This is a genomic window from Synechococcus sp. R6-5 (assembly GCF_047461775.1).
Lineage (GTDB): Bacteria > Cyanobacteriota > Cyanobacteriia > Thermostichales > Thermostichaceae > Thermostichus.
The window spans coordinates 16,511-38,106 of the sequence record NZ_JANSHV010000021.1 but is presented as its reverse complement, the minus strand read 5'-3'; the positions used below and the strand labels follow the sequence as shown (position 1 = coordinate 38,106).

Genomic DNA, 21,596 nt, shown 5'->3' with positions numbered 1-21,596 from the left:
TTTGACATGCCCCTTGCCCCACTGGCTCACTCTCGACCCCTCTCCCACGGGGGGAGCTATTCCCAGCTCTGCAGTTGCCCTAGCCAAGCGGAGAGGCGGGATCCCACCTCTTCTCGACGCCCTTCAAGATTGGCTGCCGTCCAAATCAGAAGCAGGCCCAGCAGGATCCCAGTGGCCCAGAGCAGCAGCGCATCAGTTGTTACCAACAGCCATCCCTGCCGCAGGATCCCCAGCCCAAAGGCCAGCGTGCCCACGAAGAGATAGGCTCTTACCCGCAAGGCCAAGCCCAGCAGACCCAAGGCCAAACCCAACCCTACCGGCCAAAAGCCCGTCCACCGTTGCCCGTGAGTTTCCACCAGCACCACCAGCAGCCATGTGCCCAAGGAAACCAGCCGCAGCCAATGCCGCCCCCGCCGTCCGTTGGTTTCCTGTAATCCCGGATCCACCTGGGCCACATAGAGCAGGGATCCCACCAGGGGCAGGGCATAGAACGTCAGGGAAGCCCAATCCTGATGCCAGCCGTAATTCCACAGGATCCAGTTGCTCAAGAAAAGGCTGACATAGCCCAGGCGCACTTGGGATCTCCAGATAGCCAGCAGGGCATAGTAGGTTGCCCCCAGCAGCAGATTAAGGGTGTTATTTCCTCCCGCGGTTACCAGAAAAGCGGCCAGGGGCAGCACCAGGGCCGTATTCTGCCAAGGAGCCGCCGGCCAGCCCCACCGTCGCCAGGGCAAGCCGTGGTAAACCAGCCCCAGCCCACAGAGCAGGGATCCGGCCCACCGCGCTATGGATAGCTGTGGCAGCCCCAGGAACACACTGCCCAGCAGAACCCCAGCTCCTTGCCATGCACTGAGGTAACCCCAGACCGTTGGCACCCAATTTTGCTCTGTTGGAGATTCTAGAGTTGAGGTTCTCGCCTGTCCGGCGGCATAGGCCACCAGGCCGGATCCCGTCAGCACCCAGAGCCCCTTCCCCCAAGGGCTGAGAGCGAAACTCCAAAGGGCGAGGCTGGCCAAGCCCCAGTTGCCGGCACCTATCCGCTGCAGCCAGGCCGCTTTCAGCCGCAGGGTCGCCACCAGCCAAGATGGACAGAGGCAGTAGCCCACTGCCAAGAGCAGCCCTAGCAAAGCTGTCAGCACCGCCGCTTCGTCCTCCCAGAATTCCCCAGTTTGCTGGCCGAGAAAGTAGACCCAGCTCTCGTAGGCCGCCAGCGATATTCCGAAAGCTCCCAGGATCCCCTTCCGGTTGGTAGGAGGAGGGCCTTCCTGTTCGCGACAGGGGTGCTGCTCCGGTGACTGTCGGCGCCCCACGCCCAGCAGCACGATGGAGAGACCTAAGCTGCCCAGACCTGTCAGCTCGCTCCATTCGAGTTCGAGATGGGATCCCAGCCAGCCCAAGCCGGCATAGATCAGCGGCGCTGTCCCCCAGCAACTCAGAGCCTTGACCCGCTGCAGGAGTTGTCCCCCTGAGGACTCCGTCCCACCAGCGCGATCGGGCCGCTCAAAGAGGAGTTTCTCCGGCCCAATCCAAAAGAGGATCCCCAGGCTTAGATTGATGACGGCAAGCAGAGGGGCAACAGGACGGGATCCCTGTACAGCCCACAACACGCCGCTTGCCGCCAGTAGCTCCAAAGCCCAGCCCAGCCCGTACAACAACCCATCCATCTGACCCTTGATCTGGCCAGATGAAAGGGCTTGGGCAATTTCAGGGGCATCCCCTGTCGGAGAGGACTCCGTCCCGCTAGCGCTAGGGGGGAGGGTCGGAGAGGATCCCGTCTCGGCAATGGGAGCAGAGAAGACCGGAGCAACCTCTACCCAAAGTCGGAGACCAATGGCCAGCCAGGTAACCCCAGAGGCCAGCGGTATGGCTGCCGAGAAAGCAGGGGGCGAGGAAGGGGTGAAGAGGGCCGCCGCGGTGGGCAACGTTAGGGAGAGCAAGAGCACCAACCCCAAGGGTATACCCCAGCCATCCAGGGCTGGCCGGTAAGCGGCTTGCAGGCGAGAAGAGAGGTGCCGGATGCCGTAGCGACAGCCGCTCAAAAGCAACAGCAGCGCTGCCAAGACCAGCAGCCATTCCGCTTCCGTAAGTGTCGGCAAGAGCCGGCTGATCCCCACCAGGCCGAACCCTGAGCCGAAGGCCACCGCCAGCAGGGCTTCCCCCTCTGCTCCAGGAGTAGGGGAACTTGGCAAGGGACAAGCCCATAGCCACACCTGGGTAGCTAGCAGCAGCAACCCCAGCCCTAGCCCGAGCAGATCCGGGCCCGGCCTGCCCAAGGTGAGCAACTGCGCCATCACCAGCGAGAGCACGGCCCAAAGACGCAGGGATCCCCGCACTGGGATCCCCTGCTGCCAGGAAAGGGATCCCAATCCCCCTTGCTCTGGGCTCTGCAGCCAGCGGGGCATGAACTCCAGGGGGGGCAGGGCCAATACCTGAGCTGCCGTTAAAGCAAGAGGCACCAGCAGCCACAGCCAGCCCATGGATTGTTCACCAGTCGCAGACAACTCGGGGAGCCGTTGCAGCAAAAACGCCAAGTAGCTGGATCCCACCAGCACCAGCCCTATGCCATCTGCACTTCGCTGCCACAGCCCCACGGGCAATCCCCAAAAGCGCCCTGACCCACCCAGAGCCACCCGCCCTGCCCATTGCAATAGGCCCACCAGCAGCAGAACCACTCCCCAACTGGACAGGCTCAAGTCAGACAAGAGCCAGCGGATCCCGGCTAGCAGTGCCCCCACTCCGTAGGCGTGGGTCAGAAGTACCCAAAGAAAGTTGGGAGTTTCTCCTGATCTGGACTTTTGTTGTAGCCACCAGGCCAGGATCCCGGCGCTCAAAAGCAAGTGCCAAAAGCGAATGGCCGGATAGGGAAGGCTCAAGAGCAGCAGGGATCCCCCTAGCCCCAAAACCAAGCGCTCTGTTGGTTCTACCAGCCTAGAAAAGCCTGTCTCACCGGCTTCTGGACCGCTCCTCTGCCAGCGGGCCGCCAACCCCAGCCACAGCACCTCGTAGGGCAGCAGCGCCAACCCCAGCAAGCCCCAAGGGGAATCAAGGGGCTGAAACCAGTTGGTTACTGTAGCTACAACCTCTTGCCGCCAGCTTGCTGGCCACACCTGCCAAAAAGCCCAGCAAGTTTCCAGGCCCAGCAAGAACAGCAACGTCAAATGCACCCTAAGGACTTCGTCCCGCTGGGGCGACTGGGTGTGTCGGCGCAAGCGCCCGATTAAGACATGGATCCCCAGCAGGCTAATCCCCAGCAACTGCCAGCCGCTGAAAGGGCTCTCCGCCAAGCCAATGGCAGCCAGCAGCCAGCCCACCACCAACAGCACCCAGCTCCCCTCCCACCAGCGGGAGAGCGTCCCCTCCTGAGCGCCTTCTGCTACGACGTCCGGGGATCCCTGGGGCCATTCCGCTGCTAACCAACCCAACAGGGCCACCGCCAACCCCAACTGCGGCACTTGGACATGCCCAGACAGCAGCCCCCGTAGGATTAACAGGGATCCGGCAGCCCCGATTAGCCAGATCTTGGAGCCCCGTAATTCCTGAGACCGGCGGCTCCAGGTGTAAATCACGGTGCTGAGGATCCCCAGATACAGGATCCCCAGGACAAAAGCAGGGCGAAGCTCCTGCGGCCCCAAGCTCCAGAAAGCGTGCAAGCCAGAGAGGGCCAAAAAGTTCACCAAGGTTCCGTAAAAGGCATTGGAAAAGGCATTGGGCTCCACACCGCTGTCGCGAAAGCCGGCACCTGAACCCAGCGAGCGCACCCGACCCTCAGCCGTCAACGGGATCCCCAGCAGCAAGCCCAGCGCCAGGATGCGGATCCCCCAAAGGATCCCCAGCCCATCCAGGGCCCACACGTTCACCGGCACCAGCAGCAGGGCAATAGCCTCCAAGGTTTGACCGGTTAGACGCAGCCCTTCCTGCCGTTGGATCCATCCAGCACCTACCCCAAAAGCCGCCGTATAGGCCAAGAGCACCCCATACTGAGCAGTTGGAGAAAATTGCTCCCAGTGGCTGGCCGCCAGCACCCCCGAGGACACCACCACCAAAAACAGGCCCAGCAGCAACAGCCAAGCCACGCTCAGCTCGGACAGCAAGTTCCGCAGCAAAACAGCCAGCGCCGGGGTAGGGGGGGGCAAGGACTCCGTCCGAGTAGCGCGAGTGGATTGAGGGGCAGCTTGGGGCTCTTCTCCCCCCTCGACCGCAGGTTCCTCAACCCCAGATCCGGCCAGGCGAGCATTTCTTTCTCGCACCATCCCCGGGATCCAAATCAAATCCAGGAGCTGACCGATCCCCAGCAGCCCAAAGGTCAACAGCCAGAGCAAACCCGTCCGCCAGCGGCCCAGATAAAAACGGTGCAGGCCACAGATGCCAAACAAACCCAAAATCCAGAGCACGTAGGCCGAGCCAAGACGAGCCGGGATCTCGTCGCTGGGGGAAACTGCCGCTGACCTTGGTTCCTCCCCCTCTAGCCGATACTGCTCCACCAGCAAGCGAAAGTGCTCTGGAGTCAGCAAGCTCAGCTCCAGCCAGGCCCGCAAACCCTGCAAGACTTGCTGCCGGGATCCCCGAACGGTGAGCTCCAAAAGGACTTGCTCCGAGGAGGGCGAGCGGTCAGATTGCGGCTCCTCTGCTCCTGGAGGCAAGAGGCGATCCTGGGATCCCATGGCCAGATTCCTTGAGCAAAAGGCTTGGGGCTACTGCTACTCTAAGCCTTGCTCTAGCCGGTTGCCATGCCGTTCTCAAATCCTTCTCCTGCTGCGGCAAAGCGAAAGAGCTACGCACCGCTGACGCGACCGCTAGAGGGCTTCGATTAGCCCTCTAAACCTCAGTCGGGATCCCTGGGATCTCGCTGCTGTGAGTGCTGCGCAAGACGGGAAGCGTCATCATCTGCCCCAGCCGCGAAACGGTGAGCTCCGCCGCCGGAATGGGTTCCGAGACCTGTCCGCCGCTGAACACCATCACTCGGTCGCTGTACTGCAGGATCTCGTCCAAATCCGCCGAGGCAAAAAGAATAGCCGTACCCGCTTGGGTGCGTTCCAGCAATTGCCCCCAGACCCACAGCGCCGACTCAATGTCCAACCCTCGCGTTGGGTGCTCCATCAGCAAAAGACTCAGGGGTGTGGGCAAGAGAGCCAACTGACTGCGCTGTTGGTTGCCCCCCGAGAGTTGCTCCACCCGGCTGTAGGGGTGACCGCGAATGCTGAAGTGTTCAATGGCCGCTTGGGCCTGTTGACGGGCCAGAGCCCAGTTGATCCAGGGATCCTGCTGCTGGAGGGCAAAATGCTCCTGCAACGTTAGGCCGGGGATCAGCCCTTCCCGCAGCCGATCCGCCGGAGAAAACCCCACCCCACAGCGCAGATAGTCGCCGTAAGGACGGCCTGTCATCTCCTGCCCCCTCAACAGAATCCGGCCACGCCTGGGCGGCAACAACCCTGCACAGGTGAGCAGGAAAGAGCGTTGCCCACTGCCTTCCAAACCGGCCAACCCAATCACTTCCCCCGGCTGCACCGCCAGATCTGGCAAAGCCAAGGCAAACGGCTCATGCCGCACCACCAGGGAGCGCAACTCCAACAGGGGATCCGCCCTCCTTTGCGGAGAATGGGGCCGAGCCGGGGGTGCCAACTCCCGCCCGAACATCCAATCGATCAACCGCTGTTCCAGCAGGGCAATGTCCTCACCTCTAACAGGCAGCTCCCCCACCACCTCCCCCTGCCGCATCACCGTCACCCGATCGCAAAGGCACTCCACATCGGCCAGCTTGTGGGAGACGAAGATCACCGATTTGCCCTGCTCCGCCAACCTTCTCAGAGCCGCGAACAAAAGATCTTTTTGCGCTGCAGAAATGCCCGTCGTCGGCTCATCCAAAATCAAGGTGTTGATCCCCAGGGAAAGCAACCGCAGCATTTCCAGTTGTTGCCGTTCCCCCACCGTCAAACTGCCGATGGCTCCATCGGGGTTGAGATTGAAACCAAACTCTTCACAGGCTTTCTCGAGACGTCTTCGGCTTTCCCGCAGCCCCAAGCCCAAGCGCCCTCGTTGCCCGGCAATAAAGTTTTCTAGTACCGTCAGAGAAGGAAAATCCAAGGGATCCTGGTGCAACATGCCAATGCCCAGGCGAATGGCTGCTGCAGGGCTGTCGATGCGAACCGGTTGCCCATCGATCCAAATCTCCCCCTGATCGCAGCGCAGAAAGCCGCTCAGGATCTTAACTAAGGTACTTTTGCCGGCCCCATTCTCCCCAAGCAGGCCGTGGATCGTGCCCGCCTCCACCCGTAAGGACACATCGCGGTTCGCCTGTACCGCCCCAAAACGCTTGTGGATGTGCAGCAGCTCGACCTTCATTCTGCTCATAGTAACCTGCCTCCCCAGAAAATCCCCAAGAATACAGTTGCTGAGGTTGCAAGTGCTGGTGCTACGATAGCGACAGCTCGCCGTTAGGCGTTGGCTGCGGACGAGTTCAGCATCGATCTGTGGTTCGCCCTGCCCCTCTTCTCCGCCCTTCCCCCCTGCCACCCATCTCGGATAGCAACCGCCTCAAAATCTTCTCAGGCAGCGCTAACCCGGCTCTGGCTCAAGAGGTGGCGCGTTACTTGGGCATGGATCTGGGCCCGATGTTGCGCAAGCGCTTTGCCGATGGCGAGCTGTACATCCAAATTCAGGAGTCGATTCGGGGTGCCGATGTCTACTTGGTGCAGCCCACCTGCCGCCCCGTCAACGACCACCTAATGGAACTGCTGGTCATTATTGACGCCTGTCGCCGTGCCTCTGCCCGGCAGATCACCGCCGTCTTGCCTTACTACGGCTACGCTCGCGCCGACCGCAAAACGGCAGGCCGAGAAGCAATCACCGCCAAGCTGGTGGCCAACATGATTACCCAGGCGGGAGCTCACCGCGTGCTGGCTATGGATCTGCACTCGGCCCAGATTCAAGGCTACTTCGACATTCCCCTCGACCACGTCTACGCCCAGCCGGTATTACAGGCTTACCTCAAGGAAAAGGGCTTGCTCGACGAAGACATTGTGGTCGTCTCTCCCGATGTGGGGGGTGTGGCTCGTGCCCGTGCCTTTGCCAAAAAACTCAAGGAAGCCCCTCTGGCAATCATTGACAAGCGCCGCCAAGCCCACAACGATGTGGAAGTCATGAATCTCATTGGGGATGTGCGGGGGAAAACTGCCATCCTTGTGGATGACATGATCGATACCGCAGGCACCATCTCGGAAGGGGCAAAATTGCTGCGCAAGCTGGGAGCCAAAGCGGTTTATGCCTGCGCCATTCATCCTGTTTTTTCTGAGCCGGCCATTCAACGCCTGCGGGGTGGTCTATTTGAAGAGGTGATCGTCACCAACACCATCCCTATCCCTCCAGAGCAGCACTTTCCCGAGTTAACCGTTCTCTCGGTAGCCAATGTGCTGGGGGAAGCGATCTGGCGCATCCATGAAGATAGCTCCGTCAGCAGCATGTTTCACTAAAGTAAGTTTCAAAGTAAGTTTCTCCAGAGTATCGCTAGAGTAGAGTGGGTGCAGAATGGGTGCGCCTGCTCCTTTTCCCTGTGGAGATCAGCCCAACCAGGCACCCCCGATCCGTCGTGATGGACTGGGTTGAGCCAGCTCCTCGGCCAGGTTTTCCCATGTCACCTCCCATTTCTCGCTCGCCAAGATCCGTTGTGCACGGTTTTGCTTTCCCGCGGACTGCTCCCAGGGAAGGGCAGTCCCTTCAAACCGAACTGGGTACAGCGCTGTACCCGCTGTTGCAATTACTGGGTCAACTGTTGAAGGTACCTTTGGTCTATCTAGAACTGGCCCAGCCGGGATCCGATCCCCACTCGCCTTCAAAAGGGATCCTCTACCGGGATCCGCAAGGGATCCCAGCCGGAGAACCTTTCAACCCCGATGTCGGCTCTGAGCAATGGCCTTTTCATGAGTCCTTTCTCTTGCAAACTGAGCAGGGGATCCGGTTGGCCGATCTGCACCTGCTTGACTGCCATCCTCGCCAACTGAGTTCCTTTGAACGGGAACAGATTGACCTCGTTGCCCTCAGCCTGAAGCAAATCCTTCTCCAGGCCCAGGAGCATCGGCAAACCCTCGAGCAGCTCCAATCCCAACTGCAAGACAGCCGCAGCACTGCTGCCCGCTACCAGCAGATCTTCGAGAACGCCGTCGAAGGCATTTTTCAAACCACCCTAGAGGGCAAATACCTGGTTGCCAACCCGGCCTTGGCCCATATTTTCGGCTACGAATCCCCTGAGGATTTGATGCACAACGTCTCCGATATTGGCACCCAAATCTATAGCGATCCGGAGCAACGAGCCGAATTCATCCAGCGCATGCTGAGAGAAGGTCAAGTTGTGAATTTTGAACACCAAGTCTGCTGCAAAGATGGCAGGCTAATTTGGATTTCTTTAAATGCCCGTACCATCTACAACGACCAAGGGGATCCCCTCTATTTTGAAGGATTTGTTACCGACATCACAGCATCCCGTCAACTGAAAGAACGACAACAACAATTGGAAGAGGCCCGCCGAGAGAGCGAGCATCGTTTTCTGCAACTGGTAGAGAATACGCAACAACTGTTTTGGATTACAACGGTCTACAGCAAAGAGCTGATCTACGTCAGCCCAGCCTGTGAAGCCATTTGGGGCCGCTCCGCCGAAGAGGCCTACGCCAACCCCCAAGCCTGGATGCGCCAAATCCACCCCGACGATCGCTGGTTGTTCCCCACCATCCTCAAAGCCCAATCGGAGGGCAAATCCACCGATGTTGTCTTCCGCATTTATCACACTGATGGCCGCCTGATTTGGCTGCGGGAACGCACTTTTCCCATCGCCGACAAAGAGGGCAAAATCTATCGGGTGGCAGGGATCGTCGAAGACATCACTGAGTCCAAGCAACTGGAAGCCGAACGGCGTCGTATAGAGCAAGCCTGGCAACAAAGCGCCAACCATTTTCGGCAGATTTTTGAGCTGGCCCCCAATGGAATTGCCCTTGTGGACTTGCAGGGGCGATTTATCCAGGTCAACGATGCCTTTGCCCAGATTGTCGGCTACACCCCCGAAGAATTGAAGCATCGGCAGCAACTGGACATTCTCCACCCCGAAGATGTCAACCCACTGCTGGGGGCCAATGAGGCTTTGCTGGCAGGGAAGGTCTCTGTCAGCCAGCGCCAGATTCGCTACACCCACCGTTCCGGCCAGGTTGTTCATGTGCTGTTTCAGGCCACCCTGCTCACCGACGAGGAAGGACAGCCCACCCAGTTTCTCAACCAGGTGATCGACATCAGCGCCCGCGTGGAGGCAGAAATTGCCCTCAAAGAAAGTGAAGAACGCTTCCGCCAATCCTTTGAATGGGCCCCCATTGCCAAGGCCATGACCCACGTGGATGGCACCTATTTGCAAATCAACGCCGCTTTTACCGAAACCCTGGGCTACACCCTGGAGGATCTCAAAGGGAAAACCGTCCTCGACATCACCCATCCCGACGACATCGCCACCACTCTGGAAAACAGCAACCGCCTGCTGGCCGGCCAGATGCATCAGTGCGAACAGGAACAACGCTACATCCACAAGAACGGCCAAATAGTCTATGCCATTCTTCGCATCACCCTGGTGCGCACGGCCCAAGGGGATCCCAGCTACTTTCTAAGCCAGATTTTGGACATTACCGAGCGCAAGCAAGCCGAGGCAGCCCTTCGCCAAAGTGAGCTGAGTTTACGGGGCATCTTCCAGCAGTCAGCCCTGGGCATTTCCATCGTCGATCATCGGGGCCATTACCTAAAAGTGAACCCCGCTCTGGAAGAGATCTTGGGCTATAGCGCTGCCGAACTGACCCACATGAGCTTCTGCGACCTCACCCATCCAGAAGACATTCAGGAAGATTGGCGCCTTTTCCAGGAGGTTTTGAACGGCCAACGGGATCGCTACCATCTGGAAAAACGCTACATCCACCGCAGCGGAAAGGTGGTTTGGTGCCGCCTGGCGGTCTCTGCAGTCCGGGATCCCGAGGGCAAAAACCTCTTCATCATCGGCATTTGTGAAGACATTACCGAAGAAAAACGGGCAGAGCTGCAGATCCAGGCCGCCCTTCAGGAAAAAGAAGTTCTGCTGCGGGAGATTCACCACCGCGTCAAAAACAATCTGCAAATTATCTCCAGCCTGCTGCGGCTCCAAGCTGACCAGATCAAAAGCCGCAAGTACGCCCGCGTTTTTAAGGATGCCGGCAGCCGTATTCAAGCCATGTCTTTGATCCACGAAGGTCTGTACCAATCCAACAATCTGGCCGCTGTGGATCTCAAGCAGTACTTGCACAATTTGATCTCCAACCTCTTTCACTCCTACGGGGTGAACCCCGAGAGCATTCGCGCCAGCATCCGTGCCGAAGGGATCCGCCTCAACCTCGACGATGCAGTTTTGTGTGGCCTGATCATCAACGAGTTGGTGACCAACAGCCTCAAGTATGCCTTCCCGAAGGGCCGCAGTGGAGAGATAGAGGTTTGTTTCAGCCAAACCCGCAAATATACTCAGTTGCGAGTCTCCGACAATGGCATTGGCTTGCCCCCGAACTTTGACTTCAAGGAAACTCAATCTCTGGGTTTACAACTGGTTGCAACCCTCACCGATCAGCTACAGGGCAAGATACAATTGAGAAGCAAATCGGGTACTACTTTCATCATTACCTTTCCGAGGAGCGAGCCTTGAAGAGAGTTCCACCCCTTGTCAAAGGCAGTATTCTGGTCGTCGAGGACGAGAAGATCATCGCCAAGGACATTGCCAACGTTCTGAAAAAATTTGGCTACGCTGTGCCCGCCATTGCTTCTTCCGGGGAAGAAGCGATCCGAAGGCTGGAAGAGATGCCGGTGGACTTGGTCTTGATGGATATCGTCCTAAAAGGCGATATCGATGGCATAGAAGCCGCCAAGCGGATCACCGAGCGCTTCAACATTCCGGTGGTGCATCTGACGGCCTACGCCGACGAAGACACCCTCTCCCGCGTCAAGGAGACCCGGCCCTTCGGCTACATCATCAAGCCTTTCAAAGAGCGGGAACTCTACACCACCATTGAAATTGCCCTGCACAACCACCGCCAGAGCCTTGAGAACCGCAAGCTGGAAGAGAAAAGAATCGAGGAGCTGCGGCAAAAACTGCAGCAGTTGCAGCAGTTCACGGACGTGAAGGGCACTCTGTTCAAGAAATTCTTGCAGGATCTGAGCGAGCCCCTCTCGAACCTCAGCTTTGCCTTGGGGCTGCTCAAAGATGCCGAGTCGGAGCAGAAGCGGGAACACTACCTGCAGGTGCTGGAGGATGAATTTCGCCGTGAGCTGGAGCTGATCCACCAGACCTCTAACCTGGAAAATCTCCTGAACCTGGAAAATGTCGGCCTGTTGAGCCAGTTCAGCCTGCTGCGTCCCCAGGAGCCCAGCCCTGGTCACCGGTTGGAGCAGGAAGCACCCACCCCTGCAACCACGCCCTCCCAGGAGTCGGCAGGCTCTGCCCCCGCACCCAGCCCCACTGCCGCCACAGCGCCACGGGCACCGCTGCGCCCCCTTAACCAGACTCAGTTGGCGGAACGGTTGGGGGTGGTGGTTTCCGCCATTACCTACTGGAAATTCAAAACCGGGTTTCCAGAGTGGAGCCGCAGCCGGGATCCCGAGGGCATTTCTTGGCGCTATTCCCCTGATTCCAAGCGCTTTTCACCCGTGCCCTAGCTAGCGTTGCACCACTTCCACCCGCACAGGCGCCAGCCCCGAGCGCACCATCCCCAACACCTCTGCCGCCCGCAGGGAGAGGTCGATGATCCGACCGGGGATAAAAGGGCCGCGATCGTTGATGCGCACGACAGCCTGGCGTCCGTTTTTCAGGTTGGTCACCCGTACCTCGGTGCCAAAGGGCAGGGTGGGGTGGGCAGCCGTCATCTCATGGCGGGTTGGGTGCAGGTCATACCAAGAAGCAATGCCCTCTTGCACAGGCCCAACCACGCGGACAGGGGCGGGCTCCTGTTGAGGGGCTGTTTTCGGCTTGGAACCTGCAACAGCGGCTTTGGCGGTCAGAGCAGCCGGCTGGGGCAGGGCCGGAGCTGAAATGGGCGGGGCATCGAGCAGCAGACGGCGCAGACGATTGGCAGCCAAAACAGCCACATCCACCGGGCGCTGGTTGTCGATCAACAGCACTCCATCGTCGATGCGCAGCAATTCCTTGTTGTTGACCTGAATGGTGTAGAGAGGAACACCCAAGCCTTGTTCGGCCAATTCCAAACCTGCCCAACCTAGGGTGATGGTGGTGTCTTTCAGGGATCCCTGGGCCATTTGGTTGAGCTGGGCCACAAGGGTGCTGGCCCGCATCAGCGGTGGTTCTAGCCCAGGGTGCTCGACAAAACTGACAATGGGCAGATCCCGCACATAGACAGTAACCACCTGTTGCCCGTCCATCTGATAGTCGTAGAGGGTGGAGATGGGCTGGCTGGTTTGCTGCTGTTGTTCGCCGATCTTGAGAATGGGTTCTTCTGCTCGACGGGGCAGGATCGCCTGGCGAGATCGGTTCAAAGAAGGATCCAAGTTCAGGGTACCCAGTTTGGCAGGGGCAAGACCTTTGTGGTCGGAGATAGAGGTTTGGGGAATTCTCGGCAGCGTTCTGACTGGGGCTGCGGCAGCAGGGAGGGGTTGGGAAGGGGTGGCCGGGGAGGGCAATTGGGAGTCAGATGACAGCTTCGCTGCTCGGGTGTTGGGGGATCCGGTTCGCGTTGAGGCTTGTGCTCGCGGGGCGAAGCTGCCCAACATGCCTGCCGGCAAGCCCAAAGCCGTGACACAGAGACAGCTGACCAAGCCCATTTTGCGGGCGGGATCCAGTCCCTGTCCAAGCTGTTTCCAATTTCGCATGAGGCCGCGCTCCTCTCCAATCTCGTACAACTTCCAGTGCGACGGTTAAAACAGAAGCTAATGTACCATAGGTTTCTGAGTTGACCAGTTTGCACAGTCGGGCACAAAAGCCCAAGTCTCGATAGCATAGGGGGTTTCGGCATCTTGGACTACCGCTCAGCAGGGGTTGACATCGATCTGGGCCAGGCCTTTGTCAGGGGGATCCGCGAGCGCGTTGAACGGATTCAAGTTCCGTCTTCAGGTTCTTCAGAAACCTTGGGTGGCATCGGCGGCTTTGCCGGCCTGTTTGAGCTGCCGACAGGGTATCAAGCGCCGGTGTTGGTGGCGGGCACCGATGGGGTGGGGACAAAGCTGGACATTGCCCAGCAGTGGGGTCAGCACCAGGGGGTGGGCGTCGATCTGGTGGCGATGTGTGCCAACGATGTGCTGACGGTGGGGGCCCGGCCGCTGTTTTTCTTGGACTATGTGGCCACTGGCAAGCTGGAGCCAGAAGCCCTGTGGCAGGTGATCGATGGCATCTTGGCGGGCTGCCAGGAAGCGGGCTGCCAACTGCTGGGCGGGGAAACGGCGGAGATGCCGGGGTTCTATCCCCCTGGGAAATACGACCTGGCCGGGTTTTGTGTCGGAATTGTGGAAAAAACGGCCATTCTGGATGGGTCGCGGGTACAGCTTGGGGATCGGTTGTTGGCTTTGCCCAGCAGCGGCCTACACAGCAACGGCTACAGCTTGGTGCGGCGGATTGTGGCCGACCGGGGTTGGCGCTGGGATCACCGGCCTCCCGGCTGGGATCGGCCTTTGGCGGAAGTATTCCTCACCCCCACCCGCATCTACGTGCAGGCGGTGCAGCGGCTGCAGGCAGCAGGGATCGCCATCCACGGCATGGCCCACATCACTGGCGGCGGGATCCCGGAAAACTTGCCCCGCTGTTTGGCCCCCAACCAGGCGGCGCGGCTGCAGCCCCATAGCTGGCCCATCCCACAGGAGTTTCTCTGGCTCCAAGAACAGGGCCAGGTGGAGACCTTGGAGATGTTCCGCACCTTCAACCTGGGGGTGGGCTATGTGCTGGTGATCCCCCCTGAGGCGGAAAATCAGGTGAGATCCCTGCTCCCCGAAGCCTTCCCCATTGGGGAGGTGGTGGCGGCCTGTCCAGGGGAAAGCCGCGTTCTGGGACTGGAACAGTGGGGATCCCTCACAAGCCCTGCCGACTAGCCAACCGATGGATCCCCACCAAAAGGGGGAAAGGGATCCCAGTTCCCTCGACTCATCCTCGCCGTCGCTATGCTAAGTTGGCATGTGGCCTCAGCGCTGTTGCCCGCCTTCTTGCCCGAGCCTGCTTCCCGACATTTGTCCTCTTTGGGAATAGGGGTAACTCGGCCTTGGACCGTTTGCTAATCGCTGCTGACCCTCTAGGTTAGGAGTTGCTGATGACAGGTTTACCCACTGCTCGTGCAACCGCGGGTGCCATCGAAGTTGAGCATCTGAGCAAAACCTACGGCAGCTTCACTGCCATCCGCGATGTTTCCTTCCAGGTGAACGCCGGCGAGATCATGGGTTTTTTGGGGCCGAACGGAGCCGGCAAGACCACTTCCATGCGCATTTTGGCGGGGTATCTGCCTGCCAGCGAGGGGACGGCGCGGGTGGCCGGGTTTGATGTTCACGAAAACTCGATGGCGGTGCGGCAGCGCATTGGCTATCTGCCGGAAAACCCACCCCTCTACCCCGACATGACGGTGGAGGCGTACCTGCACTTTGTGGCCCAGATCAAGCGGGTCAGCGCTGGCGATCGGCCCAGGCGGGTGGACGAGGCGATCCGGCGCTGCAGCCTGGAAGAAAAGCGCCACACCCTCATCCGCAAGCTCTCCAAGGGGTTTAAGCAGCGGGTGGGCATCGCCCAAGCCCTGGTTCACGACCCGCCGGTGATCATCCTGGATGAGCCCACCATCGGCTTGGATCCCAAGCAGATTATCGAGGTGCGCAAGCTCATCAAGAGCCTGGCGGGGGAGCACACCATCATCCTCTCCACCCACATCCTGCCCGAGGTGAGCATGACCTGCGACCGAGTGGTGATCATCAACCGCGGCCAGGTGGCGGCCATTGGCACGCCTGCCGAGCTGACAGCCCAGCTCCAGGATCGGCAGCAGGCAAAGCTGGTGGTGGGGGCAACCGAGGCAATGGCCATCCGGACGGCCCTGCAGCCTTTGCCCCAAGTGGAGGTGGTGAGCCTACAGCCCTTGGCGGCGGATCCCTCCCGCTGGCAGGTGCAGCTCAAGAGCAACGCTGCCGCGGACGGCTGGATCCCGGAGGTGGCCAGGGTGCTGGTGCAGGCAGGGATCGACCTCTACGAGATAGGCCGTCCTCAAGCTTCTTTGGAAGAGATTTTCCTGCAGCTCACCACCCAAGAGGGATCCGAGGGCCTACTGGAGGAAGCGGCATGAACGGAGCAATTGCCATTTTTCGTAAGGAATTGCGCGGCTACTTCACCTCGCCCATCGCCTATGTGGTGGCCGCGGTGTTTTGGGGACTGGCGGGGTTTTTCTTCTTTAATATTCTGGTGCGGGTGATCAGCTTTTCTCAGCAGGTGGATCTTTTCGCCCAGTTCGGCCAGGAGAACCCTTTTGACGCCGCCACCATCCTGTCGCAGCAGTTTCTCAACCTCTTGGGCACCCTCTCCTTATTTCTATTGCCCATCTTCACCATGAGCTCCTATGCCGAGGAGCGGCGGCGAGGCACGATGGAGCTGCTGGCTACTTCTCCCATCACCAACTTGGAGGTGGCCCTGGGCAAATGGTTGGCGGTCTGGGTGTTTTTCATCACGCTGCTGCTGCCGCCGCTGGTCTACCATGTGCTGGTGCTGAGCAGCGCCAACCCGGCAGTGGACTACCGCCTGACCCTGATGGGTTATGTGGGCCTAACCCTGCTGGCGGGTAGCGTTATGGCCTTGGGGTTGTTTATCTCTTCTCTGACAGACAGCACCCTCATCGCAGCAGTGGCCACCTTTGGCTTGATTTTGTTGCTCTGGGTGATCGACGCGGCAGCCGGCCAGGAGGAAAACTGGATTGCTGCAACGCTGCGGCATGTATCTTTGCTGCAGCAATACAGCAACTGGGTGCAAGGGATCCTCAGCAGCAGCAGCCTCATTCTTTTCTTGAGCATCATCGTCCTGGGGCTGTTTGCCACGGTGCAATCGGTGGAAAGCCTGCGCTGGCAACAGAGCTGAGGTCAGATGGGAGGAGTGTGGTGTTTGCGGCAGCGGTGCGGAGCATTATGAAGGACTGGCGCGCGTTAAAGGACTGGACAGGGATCCTGGGCATTGGCGTCATCGCCATCGGCCTGGTGGTGGGATCCGCCTTCACCGGTTGGACGGCTGTGCCCCTGAGCATGCTGGCAACAGGTTTGGCCCTGCTGGTGGTTTGGGGCATCACCCACCGGCAGGAGGTGGGGGTCTTCCTCGGTCTGCGTTCCACCCAGACCAACGCCAACATCCTGGTGGCGGTGGCGGCGATGGCCGTCATTCTAGTGCTGGTGAATGTGGTGGCGGTGCGCTACGACCTGCGGCTGGATCTCACCGAGGAGGGCCTGTTTACCCTGTCGCCCCAAACCCGGCAATTGGTGCAGGGATTGGTGCAGCCGGTCAAAGTTTGGGTGGTCACCACTGCGCCGGATCCCAACTTGCGGGAACAACTGGAGCGCTATCGCCGCCTCAACCCCAACCGCTTCCAGTTTGAGTTTGTGGATCCCAACCGGGATCCCCTGACCATTCAGCGGCTGCAGGTGACCCAGAACAACACCCTGGTGGTGGAGGCCGGAGAAAGCCGGCAACAACTGCCTCAGCCCCCTGCCCCTGATCTGGAGAGCAAACTGACCCCCGTCCTGTCCAAAGTGGTCAACCGAGGGGAGTTGCTGGCCTATTTCGTGCAAGGGCACGGGGAAGTGGGGCTGGAAGCGAGGGAAGGTACTCCAACTCTGGCCCAGGCGGCGGCAGCCCTGGGTCAGGAAGGCTATCGGGTAGAGCCCCTCAACTTGGTGCAATCGGGGATCCCAGAAGAGGCGGATGTCCTGGTGCTGGCGGGGCCACAGCGGGCTTTGTTCCCCGGCGAGGTGGAGAAACTGCAGGATTATCTGGCGAAAGGCGGACGGCTGCTGTTGCTGATCGGGCCGCGGGTGGAGGCTGGCCTGGATCCCTTGCTGGAAGAGTGGGGCGTGGTCTTGGGGGATGACATCCTCATTGAGGTGAGCAGCGTCAGCCAACTGTTGGGGACAGGGCCGGCGGTTGCCCTGGTTACTACCTACGGGGATCACCCCATCACCGCCCCCTTGGCGGCCCAGCGGCTAATGACCCTGTTCCCCCTGGCCCGCTCTGTGGAAACCGAAGCCCGCGAAGGGATCCAAGCCACGCCCCTACTGCGCACCAACCCGCAAAGCTGGGGGGAGACCAGTCCTGACCTGGAACGTGGCCCCCTGCAATTCGATCCGGAGCAGGACAAGCCCGGCCCCCTCACCTTGGGTGTTGCTTTAACCCGCCGTTTGGACGCCGACCCAGAACAGGGCTCGGGATCCCGGCAGGAGGCCCGCCTGGTGGTGATCGGCAATGTCAACTTCGCCCTCAACGGCAACTTGCGGCAGCAGGGCAACCGGGATCTCTTCTTGAACACCCTCAACTGGCTGACTGAGCAAACGGAGCAGATCTCCATCCGCCCCAAATCCATCACGGATCGCCGTCTCACCCTGACCGGTCAAAACTTCCGCTGGCTGGTGCTGGGATCGACGGTGCTTTTGCCCTTGGCGGCCCTGGGATCCGGAGCTGCCCTGTGGTGGCAAAGACGGTAGAGCTGGAGGAAAGCAGGCATGTTCAAGCGAACCACCTGGATTCTCCTGGGTTTGGCGGTGGCCTGTTTGCTGGGCTACTTCCTCTTGGACAACATCCGGCAACTGCGTCAGGAGCAACAGGCGGAGCGAGCGCGGCTGTTCCACTTTGCCACCGATACCATCGCCCGCATTGAAATCCGCCAACAGAAAGAGGGGGAACCCGTTCGCGGCAGCGGTGCGGAGCACTTGGAAATCCTTTTGGAGCGCACTCCGGAAGAAGAGGGATCCCGCTGGCGGATTGTCAGTCCCATTCAGTCAGCGGCGCTGGACTTCCCCATTGAGCAGTTGCTCAACACCTTCTCCCGACTCACTCCCCAAATCACCCTAGAGGGGGCCACCGACCTAGCCGCTTTTGGCCTGGATCAGCCGCGACACCAAATTGCCCTTTTCCCCAAAGAAGGGGATCCCTACCGCCTAGCCATCGGCAACGACAACTTCGATGGCTCTGGCTTCTACGCCCAGCCCGAAGGGGGACAGGTGGTGCTTCTAAGCAGTGCCCAGAAGGGATCCCTGTTGCCCTCCCTACTGGCTTTGCGGGACAAAACCTTGCTTCGGTTTGACACTGCCGAGGTGAAGGCCCTGCAAGTGCAGTTGGCAGAGGCGGAGCCGGAAGTTGTTCGCCTGCAGCGGCAAGACGATACTTGGCAGATTGTCCAGCCCCGCGAGCTGCCTGCCGATGAGATCAACGTCAACCGCTTGCTCAATACTCTGGCCCGCCTGCAGGCCGTGGAGTTCCCCGCCGAGACCCAGACGGATCTAGCCCCCTATGGCTTGGAGCAGCCTTCCGCCCGGCTGACGGTGGAGCTGGAGGGCGGCAAAACCCTGAACGTCGCTTTGGGATCGGAGAAAGATGGCCAGGTGTACGTCATCACCTCTGAGCACCCGGCAGTAGCCACCTTGCTCACCTCCACCGCCAATATTCTCCGCTCTGACTTGGAAGAGCTGCGGGATCACCGCATTGCCCGCCTCAATCCCAACCAGGTAGGTCAAGTGACCCTGGAGTCGCTGGGGGAGCGGGTTACCCTTAACCCTCTGCCGCAGGAGAAGGGATCCCTGGAGCTGCGCTGGGAAAACCCGGAGCAACCGGGCCAGCCTGTGGATCTCGGCTCTCTGTTCTCCAGCCTAAATGCTGCCCGCGCCAAGGAGTTTGTGGAACAGGCCGACGCGGAAGCCCAGAGGGTGTTGTCTGAGCCCGACCTACGGCTGACCTTTGAGCCCAAACCCGACGCCGAGCAGGATCCCTTGGCCCTGAGCTTGGCCGCCTCTGGCTTGCGGGCCTATGTGCAAAGCAGCCGCCAGCCGGACATTGCCGTGATCGAGCTGAGCACCTTCAACAGCCTGGAAACCGAAGTGAATCGCCTCTTGGAAGGCCAGCCGGAGAGCAAGGACTCCGCCCCACTCACGCAACCGCCTTCCACCCCCTCGCCCCCGAGTTCCTAGAGCCTTAGCCAGCAGAGGTAGCTGTCTTCTCCTCCGCGGTTTGGGTTGCTTTTTTCAGGGCTTCCCCTTGTATCGTCAACACCGAGCAGGGGGCGCGGTGCAGCACGTAGTTGCTGACGCTGCCCAGAAACAGCTCGCTCAGGCCGGAGTGGCCGCGGCGGCCCACCACCACCAAGTCCGCATCCCAAGAGCGGGCCAGATCGCAGATGACCCGACCGGGGTTGCCGTAGTTGAGGGTGTACTCAGCGCGGATCCCGTGCTCAGCCGCTTTCTCCACCAGCGAGCGCAGGTAGTCCATCTGGTTTTGCTCGAAGATGGCACATTGCTCCCGGTAGGACTGCCACAGCTCGGCGCTGATGGTGGAGCTGTAATCTACCCCCAGGATCATCGGCGGCTCTGGGGCGCCCGGCTCTTCCTGAGACAGAACATGGAGAATCATCATCTGGGCCTGCATGGCCTTGGCCACTTGGACGGCCTTTTGAAATACTCCCTGGCTCAGCTCCGACCGATCCACTGCCACCAAAATCCTGCTGAACATATTGGCTTCCTCCAGATGGCTAACAGCGGGGCACAAGGCAGAAGCAGCGTGACTTCGGGGTTGACCTCTGACCCCTTTTCCCTCGACTCCAAGCTCCCCTCTGCTCTGCCCCACCTATCTGTGTTGTAGAAGATTTGGGCGAGAAAACCCCAGATATCTTGAACAAACTAGGCAGATTGGCAACGAAAGTTCAGAGATCTTGACACCGGTCAGAAGGCATCGCCTTGGGCTGCCCACTCCAACACCGCCTGCAGCGCCTCGGCCTGCTCTTGCCAGACTTGATCGAGGGGAGTGCCCCGCAGGATTTCCAGCGTTAGGGTTGGGATCCGCCGTTCCTGCCCTGCCCAAGTGCCCAGAGAACCAGGGGTAGGGTAGCCAATGTCGGCGGTAATGGGCGAGCCGTTGCAAGCGGCCATCACCTGGGCCAGCTCAAGGGCAGGGCCGTTGTAGTTCACGCAGGGGTGCGCCTGGCAGGAGTGGGCAGAAAGGATAAACTGGGGCTGAATCCGGGCCAAACTCGTCAACAACACTTGCGTTTCGGGCTCGGAGCCTGGGGCCGATCCGGGCGGATAGCGAGCTTCCAAAGAGGCCGGGATCCAATCTTGGGTGGGCAGATTGCGGTTGAGATCGACGCCGTTGGCATTGAGCCGTTGCCCCAAGGCACAGCCATCCGGGTTCAGGCGTGGGATCGCCCATAGGGTCGCTTTCCCGGCCAGGGATCCCCATTTCCCAGAAGCCACATAGCGCTCGATCAGGGCATAGCCCTCCACCTCATCCCCGTGTACCCCGCCGAGCAGCAGCAAGGAGCGGATCCCTTGGGTGAGCTGCCAAAGGTGAATAGGACGCCCCTGCACCGAGTAGCCGATGACCCGCAGGGATCTCAAAGGTTCACCCGCAGCAAGTTCCTGAGACATGGGGGATCCCGGCAAGTCTCGCAACCGTTAGAACGGGAGATCGTCCGGCTCCGGTGGGGAAACCACATCCCCCTCAGAGGATTCCACAATCGCCGGTTCGCCCATCCCCGTCAGGGAGAGAACGCGAGCGGATCCCAGCTGATGGACACGGCGCGCGGTGATCTCGGCCAGCTTTTCCTTGCGCCCATCTCGCTCCACCACATTCATGTGCAGTTGGCCTTCCACTGTGATTTGGTCGCCCACATGGCAGGTGTCCACCACCCTTTTGGCCAGTTCTCCAAAAGAGGAAACGCGCACCCGGTAGGGCGGCTCATCCGGGCGCAAGCTGGGAAAGCCAATCACCAAGGACGCAACAGCTAAGTTATCAGGGGTGTAGCGCAGCTCTGGCTCAGACAGAACCTCGCCCATCAACACAATCGAGTTCATAACGGAGCCATCCAGGGATAAGGGGCAGCTCAGCGCACTTCCATCATGCCCGCAGGCGGGGATCCCGTCAAACCTAGCCGACGCGGAGAGTCATGTGGCGCAGCACACTCTCGTTGATGCGCAGGTTTTTCTCCCAGGCAGCCACCGCATTGGGTTCGGCTTCGTAGTTGAACTGGATGTACAGACCCTCCTTGAACTTTTTCATCTCAAACCCGGCAAAGCGGCGCTTGCCCCTATTGGTAATCTCCACGTGGGTTACTCCGTTCTCTCGCAGGATTGCCTCCTGACTGCTGAGCAGTTGTTCGAGGGGTTCATCTGACAGATCAGGACGCACAATCAGCATCGTTTCGTAAGCGCGGGGCATGGAAGCGAGTTCTCCTTAGAATCCAGTGGTAGAGACGCAGTGGACTATACTAGCTTTTCTTTCCCACAACCGAAAAGGCTGCCGCCCAATTCCCATACCCTGGCCGCAGCAGCCAATGCAGGTGAGGCTGCTCACAAGAGGGGATCCATTGTCCGATACAATAGGGATTGCTTCATTGGCCGCTGGT

15 protein-coding genes are annotated in these 21,596 nt (G+C 59.9%); 8 read left to right on the top strand and 7 right to left on the bottom strand.

Features of this window, described 5'->3' with window-relative positions:
• Positions 1-56: 56 nt before the first annotated feature.
• Both NW818_RS01260 and NW818_RS01255 read right to left on the bottom strand, forming a co-directional pair.
• Positions 57-4,661, bottom strand: a complete 4,605-nt coding sequence (locus tag NW818_RS01260) for an NINE protein (protein WP_414423618.1) — start codon at positions 4,659-4,661, stop codon at positions 57-59.
• A gap of 154 nt (positions 4,662-4,815) precedes the next feature.
• Positions 4,816-6,348, bottom strand: coding sequence for an ABC transporter ATP-binding protein (locus tag NW818_RS01255; protein ID WP_414423617.1), 1,533 nt, complete (start codon positions 6,346-6,348; stop codon positions 4,816-4,818).
• Positions 6,349-6,467: 119 nt separating this feature from the next.
• Between NW818_RS01255 and NW818_RS01250 the strand changes: the two genes are divergently transcribed.
• The 3 genes from NW818_RS01250 (at position 6,468) to NW818_RS01240 (ending at position 11,694) form a co-directional block, all read left to right on the top strand.
• Positions 6,468-7,466 carry a ribose-phosphate pyrophosphokinase gene (locus tag NW818_RS01250; protein WP_011433256.1) on the top strand — a complete coding sequence of 333 codons (999 nt, stop codon included), beginning with the start codon at positions 6,468-6,470 and terminating at the stop codon, positions 7,464-7,466.
• 299 nt (positions 7,467-7,765) lie between these two features.
• Positions 7,766-10,687, top strand: a complete 2,922-nt coding sequence (locus NW818_RS01245) for a PAS domain S-box protein (RefSeq protein WP_414423616.1) — start codon at positions 7,766-7,768, stop codon at positions 10,685-10,687.
• Positions 10,684-11,694, top strand: coding sequence for a response regulator (locus tag NW818_RS01240; RefSeq protein WP_414423615.1), 1,011 nt, complete (start codon positions 10,684-10,686; stop codon positions 11,692-11,694). The genes NW818_RS01245 and NW818_RS01240 overlap by 4 nt, the downstream gene beginning before the upstream one ends.
• Here the strand turns inward: NW818_RS01240 and NW818_RS01235 are convergent, their stop codons facing one another.
• Positions 11,695-12,861 carry a septal ring lytic transglycosylase RlpA family protein gene (locus NW818_RS01235; protein WP_414423614.1) on the bottom strand — a complete coding sequence of 389 codons (1,167 nt, stop codon included), beginning with the start codon at positions 12,859-12,861 and terminating at the stop codon, positions 11,695-11,697.
• A 144-nt stretch (positions 12,862-13,005) separates the two neighbouring features.
• On the opposite strand from NW818_RS01235, the gene purM reads away from it, so the two are divergent.
• The 5 genes from purM to NW818_RS01210 all read left to right on the top strand — a co-directional run bounded on the left by purM (position 13,006) and on the right by NW818_RS01210 (position 19,167).
• Positions 13,006-14,070 carry a phosphoribosylformylglycinamidine cyclo-ligase gene (gene purM, locus NW818_RS01230; RefSeq protein WP_414423613.1) on the top strand — a complete coding sequence of 355 codons (1,065 nt, stop codon included), beginning with the start codon at positions 13,006-13,008 and terminating at the stop codon, positions 14,068-14,070.
• A 215-nt stretch (positions 14,071-14,285) separates the two neighbouring features.
• Positions 14,286-15,296 carry an ABC transporter ATP-binding protein gene (locus tag NW818_RS01225; RefSeq protein WP_414423612.1) on the top strand — a complete coding sequence of 337 codons (1,011 nt, stop codon included), beginning with the start codon at positions 14,286-14,288 and terminating at the stop codon, positions 15,294-15,296.
• A complete protein-coding gene (locus NW818_RS01220; RefSeq protein WP_414350648.1) occupies positions 15,293-16,078 on the top strand; it encodes an ABC transporter permease in 786 nt (261 codons plus the stop codon). Before NW818_RS01225 ends, NW818_RS01220 begins: the two co-directional genes overlap by 4 nt.
• 47 nt (positions 16,079-16,125) lie before the next feature.
• Positions 16,126-17,688: a GldG family protein gene (locus NW818_RS01215; protein ID WP_414423611.1), complete on the top strand. Its 1,563-nt coding sequence runs from the start codon at positions 16,126-16,128 to the stop codon at positions 17,686-17,688.
• An 18-nt stretch (positions 17,689-17,706) separates the two neighbouring features.
• On the top strand, positions 17,707-19,167 hold the full coding sequence (locus tag NW818_RS01210; RefSeq protein WP_414423610.1) for a DUF4340 domain-containing protein: 1,461 nt from the start codon (positions 17,707-17,709) through the stop codon (positions 19,165-19,167).
• Between the two features lie 4 nt (positions 19,168-19,171).
• Here NW818_RS01210 and NW818_RS01205 read toward each other — a convergent pair whose 3' ends face one another.
• The 4 genes from NW818_RS01205 to rpsF form a co-directional block, all read right to left on the bottom strand.
• The gene (locus NW818_RS01205) at positions 19,172-19,705 is read right to left on the bottom strand and encodes a universal stress protein (protein WP_414343284.1); all 534 of its coding nucleotides are present in this window, start codon (positions 19,703-19,705) and stop codon (positions 19,172-19,174) included.
• Between the two features lie 209 nt (positions 19,706-19,914).
• Entirely contained in the window at positions 19,915-20,619 is a 705-nt protein-coding gene (locus NW818_RS01200; RefSeq protein ID WP_414423609.1) for a M14 family zinc carboxypeptidase, read from the bottom strand.
• Between the two features lie 27 nt (positions 20,620-20,646).
• Positions 20,647-21,045 (bottom strand): single-stranded DNA-binding protein, encoded by a 399-nt coding sequence (locus tag NW818_RS01195; RefSeq protein ID WP_414332102.1) that lies wholly within the window; start codon positions 21,043-21,045, stop codon positions 20,647-20,649.
• A 73-nt stretch (positions 21,046-21,118) separates the two neighbouring features.
• Positions 21,119-21,409, bottom strand: coding sequence for a 30S ribosomal protein S6 (rpsF, locus tag NW818_RS01190; protein ID WP_011433268.1), 291 nt, complete (start codon positions 21,407-21,409; stop codon positions 21,119-21,121).
• Between the last annotated feature and the right edge of the window lie 187 nt (positions 21,410-21,596).